This window comes from Streptomyces sp. NPDC111802 (assembly GCF_055634335.1).
On record NZ_JBVKCZ010000083.1, the window covers coordinates 1 to 14770 of the forward strand.

Here is a 14770-nt window from a genome sequence, read left to right on the forward strand (position 1 = left end):
CAAGGGGGCGGAAGGCGGGTGAATCGGAGGAGGGAGTGCGCGATGCTCCCAGCGGGCATCTAGTTATTGGTTATCTCACCCACGGTTGCGTCCGTTGTCAGCGGCCAGTTAGTTTTCCCCACTCGCGGCCACTTTGGCTCCCCACCACGGCCACTTCAATTCCCCACTGGCGGCCACTTCGCGTACGCAGCGTGAGGTCACCCCCGGCGGTGTTCGCCCCACCACGGCAGGATCGGAGGCAGGTCGCTGAGGCCGCGGGCCGGCCGCTTCGGCATCGGAGACTCCCCATCGTCCCCGTCCCAACGGCGCGCGTACTGGTCAGGGAGGTCGCCCCAGCCCCAGTAGGGAACCGGGCGGTCGGGCACCTCGCCGAGTTCCTCGAGGGGATCAATACGCTTCTCCGCCACCGTGCACAGGTGCGCCCAGTCATCGCCCATGTCGAAGACATAGGCGAACTGTTCGCCGGCCTGCAGCCTGCTCAGCTTGGTCACGTGGCCGTCCACGGTGCCGTCCGGGGCCTCGCCGTCCCACCAGTCCAGCGGGCTGACGTGGGCGGCGTCGGACAACGTGAACAGGTGCAGGTGAGCCAAGTCCCAGCGCGCGAAGGCGAGATCGATGGCCGAGGCGAGCTGTGCGAAGGAGTGCGACCGAGCCGCGGCGAACACCCGGCCGGGACGCGGCCACAGGTCCGCACCGTGGCCGGAGACCAACTCCACCCGGATCGACAGCCAGGTACGAGCCACGTCAATAACCCCCTCATGCGCCAGATCTGCGAGCCAGCACCGAGGCTACTGAGTGTGACTGCCGACTGGGGAATCGAGCTGGCCGTACGTGGGGATCTTCTACTGGCCGCCGTCAGTCCGTCGCCCTGACGGTTGCCACCGCGTCCTCCTCAGTCACGAGGCGGGTACGTCGTGGCGCACTGCTGCCCATGACGGCATGAACAGCGGAGACCAGACATATGAGTAGGTATACAGGTAGAGCAACTGTCAGCGTCGGGAATGACGAGTACCACGTTGATGCGGGCCTGTATTCCCATACTCAGCGCCAGCGCGTGCGGTCCTTCAGCAGCACCGGCGCAGCCAAATTGCTGACACCGTGGGCCGGCACGCTCGATCCCGATGACGATGCCGCAGCAGCGGCAATCATGAACGCGGACGAATTACCGATCCGGCTCTGGGACGCTGGCGAGGGGACCTTCGTGGCAATCCGCCACACCGTTGGCGGCCAAATCGAGATCAGGGGCAACGGAACACCACCGTTCTGACCCACCGCTATACACTGCCGGCACCTTAGGAGGAGACTGCCCCTGTTTGCGGTTCGCCAGGCTCTCGCTGGTGCCAGCGCGCGCTCGTGCTGCGTGGCTGCCAGGCTCGGACCATGAACACCTACTCAGGCCCGGTCGAGGTCTTCACAAACGGCAAGTGGCACACCGCGTGGGCCCAACTCAGCGGCCTGCAAGCCACCTACATGTCCAACCGCTTCCGCGGCCGCCCTGTCGTTGACGGGAAAGAAGACTGGGGTGGCTCGATCAAGATGAAAGACGACCGCACAGCCCAAGAGGTCTGCAAGGAGGAAAGCCCCCAGCTGCGATTACCAAATGGCGAGGTCCGAACCTTCTTCGTGTGCCACCTCTCGAACCCGCTGGACATTGCAGGCAACGGCTCCATACCGTTCCCCTGACGTCTGCCCGTGTGGGAGCGGGCAGACGGTCGGCTGTGGAAGGATCGGCAGCCTTGGGCGGTCGCTTCACACCCGTCGCCCTGCAACCGGGCCACACTTCGTGGCCCGGTTCTCGCATGTCCACCGCACGGTGCCCCACGAAACACCCGTCGCTCCGCGGTCAGCCCGCCTCCTCGCGGATTCTCATGCAACCGGCCTACCACGCCAACTACCCTGTGTCAGTCACGGCATCAGGTCAACAAAGTCAGTCTCGCTTGCTGGTCCAGTCGCCAGTCCAGTTGTGGGCGACATCGACCACGATGCGGCCATCCAGCGCCAGCACCCGGAACGGCAACCGTGCCCGGACGCCGAGCCCAAACTGGGTCTGCCCCTCGAAGCTGCCCCCGTACTTGGCGTCCCGGAAGGTGCGGTACCCCGAGATCGTCACACCTGGCAGGGAGCGACCCGGCTTGGCGGAGTACGTGGGCTTGGTGTTGACGTCGTAGGCGGGAGCGTGGACCACGATTTCGATGATGGCTCCGCCGGAGACGGGTATGAGGCGCCCCGATCCGTCCTGGTAGAGACGGCCAACGTACCTGACGGAGTAGCCGAGACTGCTACGGCCGGCTCCGGGGACCTCAAGGACCATCCGGTCAAAGCAGTTGTGCCGAGCGGTCCTGACGTTCGTCAGCGGCGTCGTTGTATGGGCGGAACGAGCCTCGGCGGAACTGCCCCAGCCGATCGGGCAGACCGTCGTGGCGCTGGCCAGTGCGGCATCGGCGGGCAGGGTCGCCGTGCCTAAGGAGAGGCCTGCAAGCGCGAGCATTGTTGCCCACACCCTTCCGGTACGTCGCATCGGTTCCTCCCTGGCTGGCCACAATTGGCATGCCCGATTTTAGTCTAAATGACCCGAATGGTGGAATGGTCGCGCATAAATCAGCCTCCAACGGCAGAGGAAACATTTCACTGGCGCCGTCGCAGCACTATGAGTCGGCATCGCCCCAACAGTCCCGAAGCCACCTGCTGGAGGAGCGGGCCGATGCGGCCAGAGCGCTGAGGCGGGCCCACCCCGATCGCTCACACCCGATTCGCCCCCAGCTTGTGATTCGTAGGATGGGGCAGCTTGTTGGGAGGGGGCTTCGCCTTCGTCCAGACTGATCGCTGACGCTCGTGATCGTCGGTCTTCTGCGTGCCGTCGTTGCCGTCAACGTTGCCGTCATTCGGAGGTACGGTAAGACCATCTCGTCAGGCTGACGTGAAAAGAGACTCAACCTGTGTTCGTCACTCCGTCGGTCTGAGATCCTGGAGACCGATCGCGAGAGGGGCCGCAGGTATGCAGTGGAAGACCCACGGTGAGCGACAGATCTATACCAACAAGTGGGTGAATCTGTGTCTGGTTGACGTCCAGCAACCCGATGGGCGCAGGTGGGAGTACCACGTCGTTCGCCTCCGGCACCTGGCCGTCGCAGCCGTCGTCAATGATCGCAAAGAGGTCCTGATGATGTGGCGTCACCGTTTCATCACCGACTCGTGGGCCTGGGAGCTCCCAATGGGCCTGATCGAAGAGGGCGAGTCCCCGGAGCAGGCAGCAGCCCGTGAAGTCCTGGAAGAGACGGGCTGGCGCCCAGGCCCCATCAAGCCGCTGATCTACGCCGAGCCGGCCAACGGCATCACCGACTCGCAGCACCACGTCTTCCGCATCGACGGCGCGACCTACGCCGGACCGCCCACGGAGAAGAACGAGTCCGACCGCATCGAGTGGATTCCCCTCTCGGAGGTGCGCGGCATGATCGACCGCCGGGAGATCGTGAGCAGTGGCTCGCTCGTCGGCCTGCTCTACCTGCTCATGGACGAAGCGATCCGCTGACTGGTGGGAGGAGTTCCCGTAGCCGCGCCTCGAAGGCCAGGGCTACGGGCTCCTGCCTGTACGGGGCCAACTGGTCGTAGAATTCCCTGAGATGGCCCGAGACCCTCTCTGAGGCCACTGCCGACGCCGGCTTCAGTGCTTGTGTGGCGGTGTGGCACGCCTGGTCAAGCTTTCCTTGATCCAGTTGCGTACGGGCGAGCCAGAAGGAGTGAAAAGCCCGGCCGCGCTGGTTGGTCCGGGCCTCGCGCCGCAATGCGTCTGCGATCAGGGGTTCTGCGGTCGCGGCCTCGCCCAGTCGGCCGTGAGCGATACCTGTGTCTACGATCAGCTTTGTCTCGTCGAAGTACGTCACCCACGACGGGTCCGGGTCGCTCACCCGAGTCTGCTCGAAGTGGCGGTGCGCCTCCCCGATCGCCCGGTGAGTGGAGTCCCGGTTACCGAGAGTGGCGTGAGCGAAGGCTTCGCGCATCGACAGCATGGACAGGACTCGCGGGGTGGTGTCGATCGCCGAGCGGGCCTGGTCCTGGGCGGCAGTCACGAGGGCCAGAGAGTCCGCTGGCTTGTCCTGGTAAGTGCCCTGCAAGCTCATGCACGCAAGGACGTTGGCCATGAACTGGCGGTCGTCGATTTCCTTTGCCAGTTGCAGGGCCTCGGTGAAGTACGCGCGGGCCTGGTTGTACTGGCGGGCGTCGAAGTAGGTCCAGCCAGTGAGGCGGGCCAACTCGGCTGCGATTCCGTACAAGCCCCTCTGGATGGACGGCGGTCGGTTCTCCTTCAAGAGTCCGACGACATGCCTGAGCTGGCCGACGATGGCCGGCCTCAGAGCCTCGCCGCCGTGCTGGTCATCCCTTCGCCAGTAGTCCTCGATGGAGGAACGAAAAGCTTCAAGTGTGGCCGTGTTCAGGCTTGTTCGCGTGGCCAGCGCCAAGATGCCGTCCACATCGGGACCTGGCAGAGATGCTGTGGCCTGCGGCTCGGGCTCCGACGCCTGGGGGGTCCCTCGCTCGGTGACCAGAAGGGCCTGAGGCGTCTCCCACTCCCGACGGGCAAGCCCAAGCATGTGTCCCGGGATGCGCAAGCCATCTGCGATACGCTCGATGACATCCATGTGCTGCAACTGGCGTTGCCCTGCGATCACTTCGCCGACACGGCTGGGGGTCAGTTCACAGCGCCTGGCGATCATTGACGGGTAGATGCCTGCCTTGATCTTCACCAGCCGGAAGACCCTGGCGAAGTCCCGTACCCGGCAGGCGTCGATCATCGCGGGATCGGTGAGCAACCTGGCAGGCAGTTCCTGCGGTCGGTCGGCGTCGGGCATCAGCAAGCTCCCACTGCGAGGGCTACGCAACGTCGCTGGTTCTCTACTTGCCGCGATGTTACCCAAGTTGGGTAATCAGCCTGACCTTTTGGCAGTGCTCCTCCGATCGCGATGCTCCTTCCCATGGCGAGCAACCAGCAGACCAAACCAGGCATCGGGGAAGTGGCGAAGGACAGCGCCCGAGACCGGCTCGGCATCGTCATGGGTGAGGCCGACGGTCGTGTGCAGATAAGGCCGATCGGCGGCGGCACGGTATGGGATGCCATGCCGGACAACGTGCAGCCGCCGACGGCGCGAGAGGAACTCAGCGCACGCCTAGCCATCAAGAACGGCAACAGTCGGGATGGGCTGTGATGCGCGCTATCGGCCGATACGCAGGAGTCCTGGTCATCATCATGATCAGTGGCTCGTGCGGCCTTGTGATCGGCATGGCTCTCGCCATGGGCCAGTAGGCCGGCCGCCCCGGACCGGTGCCCACTCCCCAACTCCCCCGTCCCCGTTCGGGGCCAGCCATCCAACCGACGCACCGCCACACACAAGGAGTATCGGCATGACGGCAACGGCGAACGATCAGAAGACCGGTCGCGCGGTGGCTGGTGAGGAGCTGTTCGAGAGCCTCGCCCACTTCGTGGTCATCCACAACGGGCAGTCACCCGAGCGTGCCGAGCGGATCGCGGACCAGGCGGTCGCCTTCCTGGTCACCGCAGCCACCGCCACGGTTCCCATGGTCCCGTCGGATGACGTGGACCTCGGCCTGCACGCGCTCATCCTGCACACGAAGGAGTACGCGGAGCTGTGCGAGCAGTACGCAGGCCGCTTCCTGCACCACAACCCGAAGCCGGGCGGGGGCGGACGTGACCCCAAGATGGTGGCCGCCTCGGTGCGTGCCATGAAGGCGGCCGGGTTCATGGTCTTCGACGACCTGTGGACCGTGGACGGCTCGAACCTCGCGCAGTGCGACTCGGACTGTGGCCGACCGTACGGTCAGGCGTAGCACACGACATCAGCGACGCGGCCGGTCTCGACTCGTGATCGGCCGCGTTCGCCCGGAAGGAGAAGAGACGTTGTCCGGCTCAACCCCTGAACTGCCGATCGTGGTGCTCGACGCGCTCATGCCTACGACTCAGCGCCTGGTGCTCAATCGTCGGGGCTCCATGGTCTGGGAGGTGGAAGGCCCTCGGGGCCACTACGCCGTGAAAGTCGGCTATCCGATCGAGGCCACGGCCGACTGGCCCGCCCAGCCCTGGACCGCTGTTGCACCTGCTCGCGAGGGTGCCGTGCTGCATTGCCTCGGCTGCGCTGACTTCGCGTACGGCGAGTGGGAACACGGGACGTGGAACTTCCAACCGTGGCGTCAAGGGCCGGACCTGTACCAACTGTGGGAGCCCTGCCGTAGGCCAGACTCCTCCATCGCACCGCATACCACCGTGGCGTTGGACTGCGTCGAGGCGCTGGCCGAACTACACGCCAAGGGGTGGGCACACGGTGACGTACAGCCCGCCCACTTCATCATCGGGCTGGAGCGGACGCACCTCATCGACCTTGCCCTTGCCCGAGGCGGACACGTGCCCGAGGGATACGACTTCCCGTTCCGCGGCTGCCTCGTCCACTACGAGGCACCGGAGATCGCCCGCAGCGTGCTCGACACCGGAGAGGCCGAGCCGACACAGGAAGCCGACATCTACGCCCTCGGCGCCTCCCTACTCATCTCCGCCACCGGCTGGCGGGCGATGGAGTACCCGGACGACGCTCCCCGCTCAGCGCAGAGAGAGGCCGTGGCAAACGGTCGGCGCCGGCCGGTGAAGGCACCCGGGGAGCTGGGCGAACTGATCGACGCAATGCTCAGCCACGCACCAGAGGACCGACCCACCAGCTACGAGGTGGGCAAAGCGTTGAGTTGATTCCGAAGCGCCGGGTCATCGGCGCCACTGCACACACGGCCGACGACACAAAGACCGGACCACCCCTCAGCCTGGACAGCATTCCGGGTGGTCCGGTCGCGGAAGCCCTGATCAGGACCCCGGTGCCGATGGTACCGGGGTGGTTGGCGTGCTCGAAAACGTGGGTGCGGCTACCCCGGCTTCGCGTTGTCGAGTTAGAGAGGGTTCTGACCTGAGCCGCCGAAAGTCAGCCACGACGGCGGGGGCGCCAAGTGAGCACCCGTCACGTGTGTTTCCAGCAACCCCGTGCCGGCCTCAGTCAGGCTTCTTCCATGCGTCGTGGGCCGTACCTCGATCCGACCTGGGGCGTTACCGACGCGGCCTGTCCACTGGGCTCGGACTGCGGCTCTGTGGGACATATGGCTTGGAACGGTGGGCGGTTGGGAATCGTGGTCGCGCTTGGTGGGAGTCGGCCTGGTACTGGTGCTCGGGCTGGTCGGGTTGCTTCCTGGTCTGGCCGTCCGCCTTGGTGGTGTTGCGCGCTGAGCGGGTGGGGGCCGCCGGAGCGGTGGCGGAGACATGGAGCGGCGGCGGCCCGTGGCCGCCAGCGCGCGGCCCGCCGTAGGCGGGCCGCCTTGATCCAGTAAAGAAACTCTGAACAGCTCCGCAGGGCAGGGGAGCGGCCGAGCAGCGCGCGAGGAACACATGGGCACCGTGGACAAGTCCCGGACTGCGAGAGCGACCGTCGGACAGCCGATCAACCATGCCTCGGCGCTTCTAGCAATCGCGATACGCAACGACGGCACGGCGGCAAGCGGGAGCAATGACCGAGCACATACCGGACAACGAAATGGGGTCGACCAGCATTCACGTCGGGGACACGGAACAGGTGGCCGCGCTGGTCAAAGAGATGCGCGCCATGGTGGGCCGCCTCAGGAGGGAGACGATGGAGTTGCGAGAGGAAGTGGCCCAGCTCAGGACTACGGCTTTGACTGCTGAGCTGCCTTCAACTCCTCGACCTCACGGCGCAGTTCCTGATGATCAGCGCTGAGTGCGCGGATTTCGTCGCGTAGTGCTGTGAGCGTCTCAGCGAGGGTGGCCCCGGCGGCATCGGCGTCGTCGGGTCCTCCCTCCCCTGGCTCTGCCTGGCCTGACCTCTCGCCCTTCTTCGACAAGTACCAGGCTGGCGCGGTGTAGTTCGCAGAGAACTCGCCCCCACCCTCATGGTCTGCGACGAAGCTCCCCCGGCCATGGATCGTGTAGATCAAGCCCTCATCGCGCAGCACGTTGAGCGCGGACCTCATGGTCATGTTGGCCACGCCGAAGCGCTCCTGCAGCTCGCGAATGGCCGGCATCTGCTCGCCCGGCTTGATCCGCCCCTGCAAGATGTCGCGCCGAAGCTCGTCGGCAGCGTGCTGATAAGGCGGCCGGCGGTCCTGCTTGCTCTCTGGCGCGGGGCTCATGGCCCAAGAGTAGCGATTTCTAGCACCCCTAGCACACCCCACTGACATAGGTGACCCGTGGCAGTTGATATCTAGCTCACCCGATTCACTTGACACTGCTAGGTCAGCTATGTTCAATGGTGATCACGCCCACCAACCCGGTGAAGCGCAATCGAGAGGACTCAACTCCCATGGCACGCATCCGTGTTGGCCTGCTCCCCACCTCCTCGTTCATGGTCGGCACCCTGCCGGTGCCCAAGTACGCGGACCAGGAGAAGACGCAGTTCGCCACCGACCGTGAGACCGGCGCGAAGCTCTACACGATCACCCTCTTCTTCATGGAGGAGGACCGCGCCGAAGCTCTGAAGATCACCGTCCCGGAGACCGGTCTGCCCAACGGCCTCCGGCCCGGTGTCCCCGTCATGCCGGTGGAGCTGTTCGCCACCCCGTGGGCGCGCATCTTCAACGGCTCGCTCTCGGACGGCATCGCCTACCGCGCAGGTCGGCTGGACCTGGTGGCCCCCGCCGCTGAGGCGGCGTGAACGACACCGATCTCCGGTCCGGCGCTGAGTGCGGCTACCCGCTGCCTCACGCCGGGCCGGATGCCCGGTTCACCGAATCGCTCGTGCGCTCGGTGGTGGCCCTCATGGCCTTCCTCTACAACCCCCTGGAGAACCGCACATGAAAGATCCGAACGCCCCGGCGGAAGGCGTCCTCGGTCACGTCCCGCTCGTCGTCGCCCTGGCGCTCGCCGTGCTCGCCGGATGGTCGATCTGGTGGATGGTCCGCTACGCGTGCGCCGATGCCATGACCCGGCAGTCCATACGGCAGGCCATACGCGTGCGGTGGGGCTGGAAGCGACTCGCGCCGATGCTCAGGCTGTCGGCCACGGACAAGACCCCGACCGCGCTGGCATCGATGGCGAACGCCAACGGCAAGCCCACCAAACCCCGTGTCCTCATCCCCACCCTGAAGGTGAAGCACGACGCGTACGGGGTGATCGCGCGGGCAACGTGCCTGCCCGGCGTCGGCCTCCAGCAATTCAAGAAGGCGGGCCCGCACCTGGCCGATGCCTGGCGGTGCACACGGGTCGCGGTCACCCAGGACAAGCCTGGGCAGGTGCTCATCCGGGGTGTGCGACTGGACCCACTGAAGTTCCCCACCGAGCACCACCCCACGGGTGAGCCACCGGAGGAGACTGCCCGGTGGGATCTGGGCCTGGACGAGTACGCACAACCGGTGTCCGTGAACCTCACGCAGGTGCCCGGCGTGACCGTGGCCGGCCTTCCCGGCTTCGGCAAGACCAGCCTGATCAACCGGCTTCTCTCTGACTGGGCACCCTCGCCCGCAGTGCAGTTCGCCTGTGCGGACGGCAAGGTGTCGGCAGCCTACGAAGGCGACTACGCCGACTGGGTCCAACGCATGTTCGCCTTCGTCGGGGACGACTTGGAAGAGGCCAACAAGCTGTTCCGGCAGCTGGTGGAGCTGCGCCGCGCCCGGTCGGCCTCGGTGCGCAAGGTGCTCGGGGTGATGTCCATGTGGGACGTCGGCCCCTCCGAGAGCTGGCCCCTGGTCGTGCTGATCGTCGACGAAGCCCACACCTACTTCCGCGACCACAAGGGCAGCGACCAGCAGACGAAGAAGCTGGCCGCGCTCGCCGCCGAGAACGCCCGGCTCGTGGAGGACCTGGTGAAGAAAGGCAGGTCCGTGGGGCTGCTCGTCATCCTCACGACGCAGAAGTCCACTGGCGACGCGATCCCCACCTTCATCCGCGACGTCTGCCCTGTCGGCCTGAGCTTCGCCCAGAAGACAGCCGAAGCCGCCGTGGCCGCGCTCGGCGACGAGATCCGGGAATGGCCGGACGCCAACCCCATCAACCTCCAGGACCCCACGTACGTCGGCGTCGCGTCGATGAACCACCAGTCGCAACCCGGCTTCACCCGCATCCGCACCCCGTACGTACCCGACGCGGAAGCGGCTCGCATCGCCGAAGAGACAGCGAGCCTCACCGTCGAACCCTCCGCCCTGCTGGAAGCCTTCCTCGGCCCTCGCATGGCGGACGTGGATCTCACGAAGCTCGACGCCTGAGCAGCGCGCCCCACCGCCCTCGCACGTTCCCGACACCCCAGGAGAGGAGGTGAACACTCATGACAGAAGATCGGATCACTCAGCGCACCATCACCGCCGTCATGATCGTCATTGCCGCGCTGGCGTTCGTCTTCTCCTTCGGCAACGTCTGGTCCCTCGCCCTACGCCTCGGCGTCCCCGGCCCGATCGCCCCGCTCATCGCCCCGATGGTGGACCTGTCCGTGGTCGGCCTCCTGGTCGCACTTCGCTACCTCTCCCTGCGCGGCCTGCCCGCAGACCAGATGACGGCTGCCACCCGCCTCATGCACTTCTCCGGACTGCTGACCCTCGCCCTCAACGTCGCCGAACCGATCGTCGCCGGACACTACGGCCGCGCCGCCGTCGACGCGGTGGCCCCGCTGCTCCTCCTCGGCTGGGGCTCCGTCGGCCCGCAGCTCCTGCGCGCCTTCCACACCGTTGCGCGCCCCACCGTACCGGCTCCGCTGCCGAACGAGATCGAATCGGAGCCCGCGACTGGTTCCGACGCCCCCACCCCTGCGGAGCCGCTCACCCTTCCGGCCCCGCCCCCGGCCCCGATCGCTGCTCAGATCGCCCCGGCTCCCGCTCCCGCTTCACCCGTGGTCAAGGTCCCTGAGCCGCTGCTGACCGAAGCGCGCTCCATCGCGACGTCCCACCGCACCGAGCACGGCGAGCCGATCACGGCGGCCCAGCTCAAGACGCGACTCGGGATCGGCCTGCCCATGGCCACCGCGCTGCACGCCGCTCTGTAGGGCCACCCCTTCCGCCGGCCTTTCCGGCACCCACCACCGCCCCCTGGACCCGACTCGCCATGCCTGCGGGCAGCAGCCCGAGCGCACTGAATCGCTGCTGCCCGCAGGTCCTCACCCTCGCGCCAGAAAGGACACCCCGCCACCCATGCGCCGCCCCCTCGACCTGCGCCACATCATCAGCCCCGGCCTGCGGGACCTGGTCGAACTGGCCAACACCGACAACTTCGACCGCGTGACAGAACAGGTCCGCGACCTGCGCGGCTGCACCAGCCCCGTCAACCTCCACGGCTGGACGATCACCACCGACCAGACCACCAAGCAAGTCGTCCGCTCCTACCGCTCCGAGGACGAACCCTCCGGCCGCCTCCTCACCACCTGCGGCAACCGCCGTGCCTCCCGCTGCCCGGCTTGCTCCCGCCTCTACGCGGCCGACACCTACCACCTGATCAAGGCCGGACTTTCCGGCGGCAAGAACGTCGCCGAAGCCGTCCGCGACCACCCCCGCGCCTTCGTCACCCTCACCGCCCCGTCCTTCGGCCCCGTCCACAACCGCCCCACGACCGACGCGGGCAAGCCCCGCCCCTGCGCGTGCGGCGAAAGCCACTCCCAGGACGCTCCCGAACTCGGCTCCCCACTCCGCCCGGCAAGCTACGACTACACCGGCGCCGTGCTGTGGAACGCCCACGCCGGGGCCCTGTGGGCACGCTTCACCACCTACCTGCGCCGCGCCCTCGCCGAGCACCTCGCCATGACGCAGAAGGCACTCAACTCGGCCCTCCGCGTCTCTTTCGCCAAGGTCGCCGAGTACCAGCAACGCGGCCTGGTCCACTTCCACGCGGTCGTCCGCTTCGACGGTCCCGACGGCCACACCACCTCGCCCCCGGCCTGGGCCACCTTCGACGCCCTTCGCGTCGCTGTCGGCCTGGCGGTCGAGCGGGCCCGGCTCACGGTCGAGTCGGACGCGGTCGGCGAACGCGTCATCCGGTGGGGCGACCGCTTCAAGGTCGATCAGATCTCCGCCCTGGGGGACGGCGAACTCACGGACGCCAAGGTCGCCGGATACGTCGCCAAGTACGCCACCAAGAACGCCGAAGGCGCGGGCACTGTAGACCGCACCCTCGTATGCCGCCCCTGCTCCGGTCGCGGCTACGTACGCGGCCCCGACGGCTTCCGCGACCTGTGCGAGGACTGCGACGGCACCGGCCAGGCCGAACCCCTCACCGATCTCCCCGTCCAGCAGCACGCCCGCCAGATGATCCGCACCGCGTGGGCGCTCGGCCACCTCCCCGAGTTCGCCGATCTCAAGCTTTGGAAGTGGGCCCACATGTTCGGCTTTCGCGGCCACTTCTCCAGCAAATCCCGCGCCTACTCGACCACCCTTGGCGCACTCCGCGACGTACGCCGCGCCTGGCGCACCGCCCAAGCCGAAGCCTCCCGCATCCGCGCCGGCCTCCCCGTCGACGACGAGACCACCACCCTCGTCACCGCCTCCTCCTGGACCTACCTCAGCAGCGGCTACCGCCCCGGCGAAGAACTCCTCGCCGCCCAGGTCCGCCACGACCGAGCCCACACCGAACGCCTCAAGTCAGAAGGAGCACCCTGGCTGTGACCACTCCGACCACCGCCGACAAGCGAACGCTGACGCTGGTCGAAGCACTCGCTGAGATCAGGGTCTCCCGCGCTGCCTTTTACCGGATGCGCGCGCGGGGCCAGGCACCGAAGCACCTGAAGCTCCCCAACGGTCAGATACGCATCCGCCGGGCCGACCTCGACGCCTGGTTCGACGGCTGCGAGGTGCAGGAAGCGTGCTGACCTACGACGTCCAGATCTGGGGCATCCGCAAGCGGCCCGGCCGTGCGGCGGCCTACCAGTTGCGCTGGCGCGTCGGCCCGCGCCCCTTCTCCAAGAGCTACAAGATCAAGGCGCAGGCCGACGGACGTCGTGCGGAGCTGCTGACAGCCCTGCGCAACCGCGCCCAGTTCGACACGGAGACCGGTCTTCCGGCCTCGGAGGTACAGGCGCTCAACTCCGCCACCTGGTACGCCCACACCCGTACGTACGCGGAAATGAAGTGGCCCGGGGCCTCGGCCAAGCACCGGGCCAGCATCGCTGACACGCTCGCCACCATCACGCCGAAGCTGGTCAAGGACAGCCGCGGGGCACCCGCTCCGAAGGTGCTCCGGATCGCTCTCTACTCGTGGGTCTACCGCTTCGTACTCGGCGACGACGGAACGCTGAGACCGCGTCTTGACGTCGAAAGGCCGCCTGTCGAGATCGTGGCCGCGCTGGACTGGATCGACCGGAAGTCCGTGGACATCACCGACCTCAGCACACCCTCGGTGGTGCGTACTGCGCTGGACGCGTTGAAGCTGAAGCAGGACGGCACGGCCGCCGCCGAGAACACCGTGAACCGCAAGCGGACGGTCCTCAGCAACTGCCTCAGGTTCGCGGTAGAGCGGGAGCTGCTGACGACGCTGCCCCTCGACAAGGTCGACTGGACTCCGCCCGAGACGGACGACGAGATCGACTTCCGGTTCGTACCCGGCCCCAAGCTGGCAAAGGCGCTGATCAACGCTGTCGGAGAACAGGGCGAACGCGGACGGCACCTGATGGCATTCTTCGGCTGCCTCTACTACGCGGCCAACCGCCCTGGTGAGGCGGCCAGTCTCCGAGCGGACGACTTCACCCTTCCTGAAGAGGGCTGGGGCGAAGTCCTGCTCTCCGTGAGCATGCCCCGCGTCGGCTCCGGATGGACCGACACGGGCGAGTCGTTCGATACGCGCGGACTGAAGAAGCGGGCCCGCAAGGCGACGCGGCCGGTACCGATTCCGCCGGTTCTGGTGAGGCTGGTCCGCGAGCACATCAAGGAGTTCGGCACCGCCGAAGACGGCCGGCTCTTTCGGGCGGCCCAGGGCGGCGGTCTGCTATCCAAGGAGTACGGGGAGGCTTGGAAGGCCGCCCGGCTCGCAGCGCTCACGGAGCCCGAGGCGGTCTCGCCGCTGGCTGACGTGCCGTACTCCCTGCGACACGCGGGCGTCTCACTCTGGCTTGAGTCCGGCGTCTCCCCAGCCGAAGTCGCGCGCAGGGCTGGCCACAGCATCGCGGTTCTCTTCCGCTTCTATGCCAAGGCGATCCACCGCAACCAGCAGTGGGCGAATGAGCAGATCCAGCGCGCACTGGAAGAATGTGAGTAGCTGATCGCTGAGGTTTTCGTGCGCATAGGCAGAACTATGAGCGCCGACTACGTGGCCACGCGTTTACAGCCTCCTCAGGAGTATGCCGCTGTAGCCATTTGCGTGCGGCATCCTCTCCGAAGCCGTGAGACCGGAGGACTTCGAGGGCGGCTGCTCGCACCGCTCGTTCCTTGTCTGCACAATCCAGGTGAGCTTTCATACGCGCCACCACGTCGTCGTAGTCGTAGTCGTAACGACCGTTTACCTTCTGCGCAAATAGTGGCAGGAGTTTGTAGTAGCGGCGTTCAGTGATTCCGACCTGCGTCCAAGGGTACCGGTCCGGCTTCTCACTCTTCCGGTACTCCTTTACTGCGATGTTTGCCTTCCGGCGTACGTACCGACGGGTCGCCTCTGCACCCTGCGCTGGATCGAATCCGGGGCGCATCAGCTGTTCGAGCAACGTTGCAGCTGCAGACAATGCCAGTGAATTAGCAGAACTCTGCTGGTCAGCAGCCCGCTGATGGTCGGTTTGGGCTGATTTCATCCTTGGTGACACTGGGTAGTTCGTCA

The 14770-nt window shown here is 66.6% G+C and carries 18 protein-coding genes; 13 read left to right on the forward strand and 5 right to left on the reverse strand.

Features of this window, described 5'->3' with window-relative positions; all coding sequences use genetic code 11:
* Positions 1-197 precede the first annotated feature (197 nt).
* A complete protein-coding gene (locus ACZ7NC_RS42170) occupies positions 198-743 on the reverse strand; it encodes an IS1096 element passenger TnpR family protein (RefSeq protein ID WP_471497087.1) in 546 nt (181 codons plus the stop codon).
* A gap of 311 nt (positions 744-1054) precedes the next feature.
* Between ACZ7NC_RS42170 and ACZ7NC_RS42175 the strand changes: the two genes are divergently transcribed.
* A complete protein-coding gene (locus ACZ7NC_RS42175) occupies positions 1055-1267 on the forward strand; it encodes a hypothetical protein (protein ID WP_471497089.1) in 213 nt (70 codons plus the stop codon).
* 113 nt (positions 1268-1380) lie between these two features.
* Positions 1381-1683 carry a hypothetical protein gene (locus ACZ7NC_RS42180; protein ID WP_471497092.1) on the forward strand — a complete coding sequence of 101 codons (303 nt, stop codon included), beginning with the start codon at positions 1381-1383 and terminating at the stop codon, positions 1681-1683.
* Positions 1684-1927: 244 nt separating this feature from the next.
* Here the strand turns inward: ACZ7NC_RS42180 and ACZ7NC_RS42185 are convergent, their stop codons facing one another.
* Complete coding sequence (locus tag ACZ7NC_RS42185) at positions 1928-2518, reverse strand: AMIN-like domain-containing (lipo)protein (protein ID WP_471497094.1); 591 nt, start codon at positions 2516-2518, stop codon at positions 1928-1930.
* 477 nt (positions 2519-2995) lie between these two features.
* On the opposite strand from ACZ7NC_RS42185, the gene ACZ7NC_RS42190 reads away from it, so the two are divergent.
* Positions 2996-3529, forward strand: a complete 534-nt coding sequence (locus ACZ7NC_RS42190) for an NUDIX hydrolase (RefSeq protein WP_471497096.1) — start codon at positions 2996-2998, stop codon at positions 3527-3529.
* Here the strand turns inward: ACZ7NC_RS42190 and ACZ7NC_RS42195 are convergent.
* Positions 3507-4847, reverse strand: coding sequence for a hypothetical protein (locus ACZ7NC_RS42195; RefSeq protein ID WP_471497098.1), 1341 nt, complete (start codon positions 4845-4847; stop codon positions 3507-3509). The two genes, ACZ7NC_RS42190 and ACZ7NC_RS42195, sit on opposite strands and share 23 nt — an antisense overlap.
* A 111-nt stretch (positions 4848-4958) precedes the next feature.
* Here ACZ7NC_RS42195 and ACZ7NC_RS42200 point away from each other — a divergent pair, with 111 nt between their 5' ends.
* The 3 genes from ACZ7NC_RS42200 to ACZ7NC_RS42210 all read left to right on the forward strand — a co-directional run bounded on the left by ACZ7NC_RS42200 (position 4959) and on the right by ACZ7NC_RS42210 (position 6748).
* Complete coding sequence (locus tag ACZ7NC_RS42200) at positions 4959-5201, forward strand: hypothetical protein (protein WP_471497101.1); 243 nt, start codon at positions 4959-4961, stop codon at positions 5199-5201.
* A gap of 196 nt (positions 5202-5397) precedes the next feature.
* Positions 5398-5841, forward strand: coding sequence for a glycine-rich domain-containing protein (locus ACZ7NC_RS42205; protein WP_471497103.1), 444 nt, complete (start codon positions 5398-5400; stop codon positions 5839-5841).
* Positions 5842-5911: 70 nt separating this feature from the next.
* Positions 5912-6748 (forward strand): protein kinase domain-containing protein, encoded by an 837-nt coding sequence (locus ACZ7NC_RS42210; protein WP_471497105.1) that lies wholly within the window; start codon positions 5912-5914, stop codon positions 6746-6748.
* Positions 6749-7707: 959 nt separating this feature from the next.
* Here the strand turns inward: ACZ7NC_RS42210 and ACZ7NC_RS42215 are convergent.
* The gene (locus tag ACZ7NC_RS42215) at positions 7708-8190 is read right to left on the reverse strand and encodes a winged helix-turn-helix domain-containing protein (RefSeq protein ID WP_471497107.1); all 483 of its coding nucleotides are present in this window, start codon (positions 8188-8190) and stop codon (positions 7708-7710) included.
* A gap of 170 nt (positions 8191-8360) precedes the next feature.
* On the opposite strand from ACZ7NC_RS42215, the gene ACZ7NC_RS42220 reads away from it, so the two are divergent.
* The 7 genes from ACZ7NC_RS42220 (at position 8361) to ACZ7NC_RS42250 (ending at position 14221) form a co-directional block, all read left to right on the forward strand.
* Positions 8361-8711 carry an SCO3933 family regulatory protein gene (locus ACZ7NC_RS42220; protein ID WP_006381100.1) on the forward strand — a complete coding sequence of 117 codons (351 nt, stop codon included), beginning with the start codon at positions 8361-8363 and terminating at the stop codon, positions 8709-8711.
* Positions 8708-8854, forward strand: coding sequence for a hypothetical protein (locus tag ACZ7NC_RS42225; RefSeq protein WP_471497109.1), 147 nt, complete (start codon positions 8708-8710; stop codon positions 8852-8854). The genes ACZ7NC_RS42220 and ACZ7NC_RS42225 overlap by 4 nt, the downstream gene beginning before the upstream one ends.
* The gene (locus ACZ7NC_RS42230) at positions 8851-10257 is read left to right on the forward strand and encodes an FtsK/SpoIIIE domain-containing protein (RefSeq protein WP_471497111.1); all 1407 of its coding nucleotides are present in this window, start codon (positions 8851-8853) and stop codon (positions 10255-10257) included. The genes ACZ7NC_RS42225 and ACZ7NC_RS42230 overlap by 4 nt, the downstream gene beginning before the upstream one ends.
* A gap of 59 nt (positions 10258-10316) precedes the next feature.
* A complete protein-coding gene (locus ACZ7NC_RS42235; protein ID WP_471497113.1) occupies positions 10317-11027 on the forward strand; it encodes a DUF2637 domain-containing protein in 711 nt (236 codons plus the stop codon).
* A gap of 145 nt (positions 11028-11172) precedes the next feature.
* The gene (locus ACZ7NC_RS42240; RefSeq protein WP_471497115.1) at positions 11173-12636 is read left to right on the forward strand and encodes a replication initiator; all 1464 of its coding nucleotides are present in this window, start codon (positions 11173-11175) and stop codon (positions 12634-12636) included.
* Positions 12633-12839, forward strand: coding sequence for a helix-turn-helix transcriptional regulator (locus ACZ7NC_RS42245; RefSeq protein ID WP_059083826.1), 207 nt, complete (start codon positions 12633-12635; stop codon positions 12837-12839). The genes ACZ7NC_RS42240 and ACZ7NC_RS42245 overlap by 4 nt, the downstream gene beginning before the upstream one ends.
* Positions 12833-14221 (forward strand): tyrosine-type recombinase/integrase, encoded by a 1389-nt coding sequence (locus ACZ7NC_RS42250; protein ID WP_471497118.1) that lies wholly within the window; start codon positions 12833-12835, stop codon positions 14219-14221. Before ACZ7NC_RS42245 ends, ACZ7NC_RS42250 begins: the two co-directional genes overlap by 7 nt.
* Before the next feature lie 34 nt (positions 14222-14255).
* On the opposite strand, the gene ACZ7NC_RS42255 is transcribed toward ACZ7NC_RS42250, so the two are convergent.
* The coding region (locus tag ACZ7NC_RS42255; RefSeq protein ID WP_471497120.1) for a hypothetical protein at positions 14256-14770 on the reverse strand (515 nt) is incomplete at its 5' end.

Bases quoted from the DNA above. Each gene is read 5' to 3' on its own strand.
- ACZ7NC_RS42180 (WP_471497092.1), top strand. From the start codon at position 1,381: ATGAACACCTACTCAGGCCCGGTCGAGGTCTTCACAAACGGCAAGTGG.
- ACZ7NC_RS42185 (WP_471497094.1), bottom strand. From the start codon at position 2,518: ATGCGACGTACCGGAAGGGTGTGGGCAACAATGCTCGCGCTTGCAGGC.
- ACZ7NC_RS42190 (WP_471497096.1), top strand. From the start codon at position 2,996: ATGCAGTGGAAGACCCACGGTGAGCGACAGATCTATACCAACAAGTGG.
- ACZ7NC_RS42195 (WP_471497098.1), bottom strand. From the start codon at position 4,847: ATGCCCGACGCCGACCGACCGCAGGAACTGCCTGCCAGGTTGCTCACC.
- ACZ7NC_RS42200 (WP_471497101.1), top strand. From the start codon at position 4,959: ATGCTCCTTCCCATGGCGAGCAACCAGCAGACCAAACCAGGCATCGGG.
- ACZ7NC_RS42205 (WP_471497103.1), top strand. From the start codon at position 5,398: ATGACGGCAACGGCGAACGATCAGAAGACCGGTCGCGCGGTGGCTGGT.
- ACZ7NC_RS42215 (WP_471497107.1), bottom strand. From the start codon at position 8,190: ATGAGCCCCGCGCCAGAGAGCAAGCAGGACCGCCGGCCGCCTTATCAG.
- ACZ7NC_RS42220 (WP_006381100.1), top strand. From the start codon at position 8,361: ATGGCACGCATCCGTGTTGGCCTGCTCCCCACCTCCTCGTTCATGGTC.
- ACZ7NC_RS42230 (WP_471497111.1), top strand. From the start codon at position 8,851: ATGAAAGATCCGAACGCCCCGGCGGAAGGCGTCCTCGGTCACGTCCCG.
- ACZ7NC_RS42235 (WP_471497113.1), top strand. From the start codon at position 10,317: ATGACAGAAGATCGGATCACTCAGCGCACCATCACCGCCGTCATGATC.
- ACZ7NC_RS42240 (WP_471497115.1), top strand. From the start codon at position 11,173: ATGCGCCGCCCCCTCGACCTGCGCCACATCATCAGCCCCGGCCTGCGG.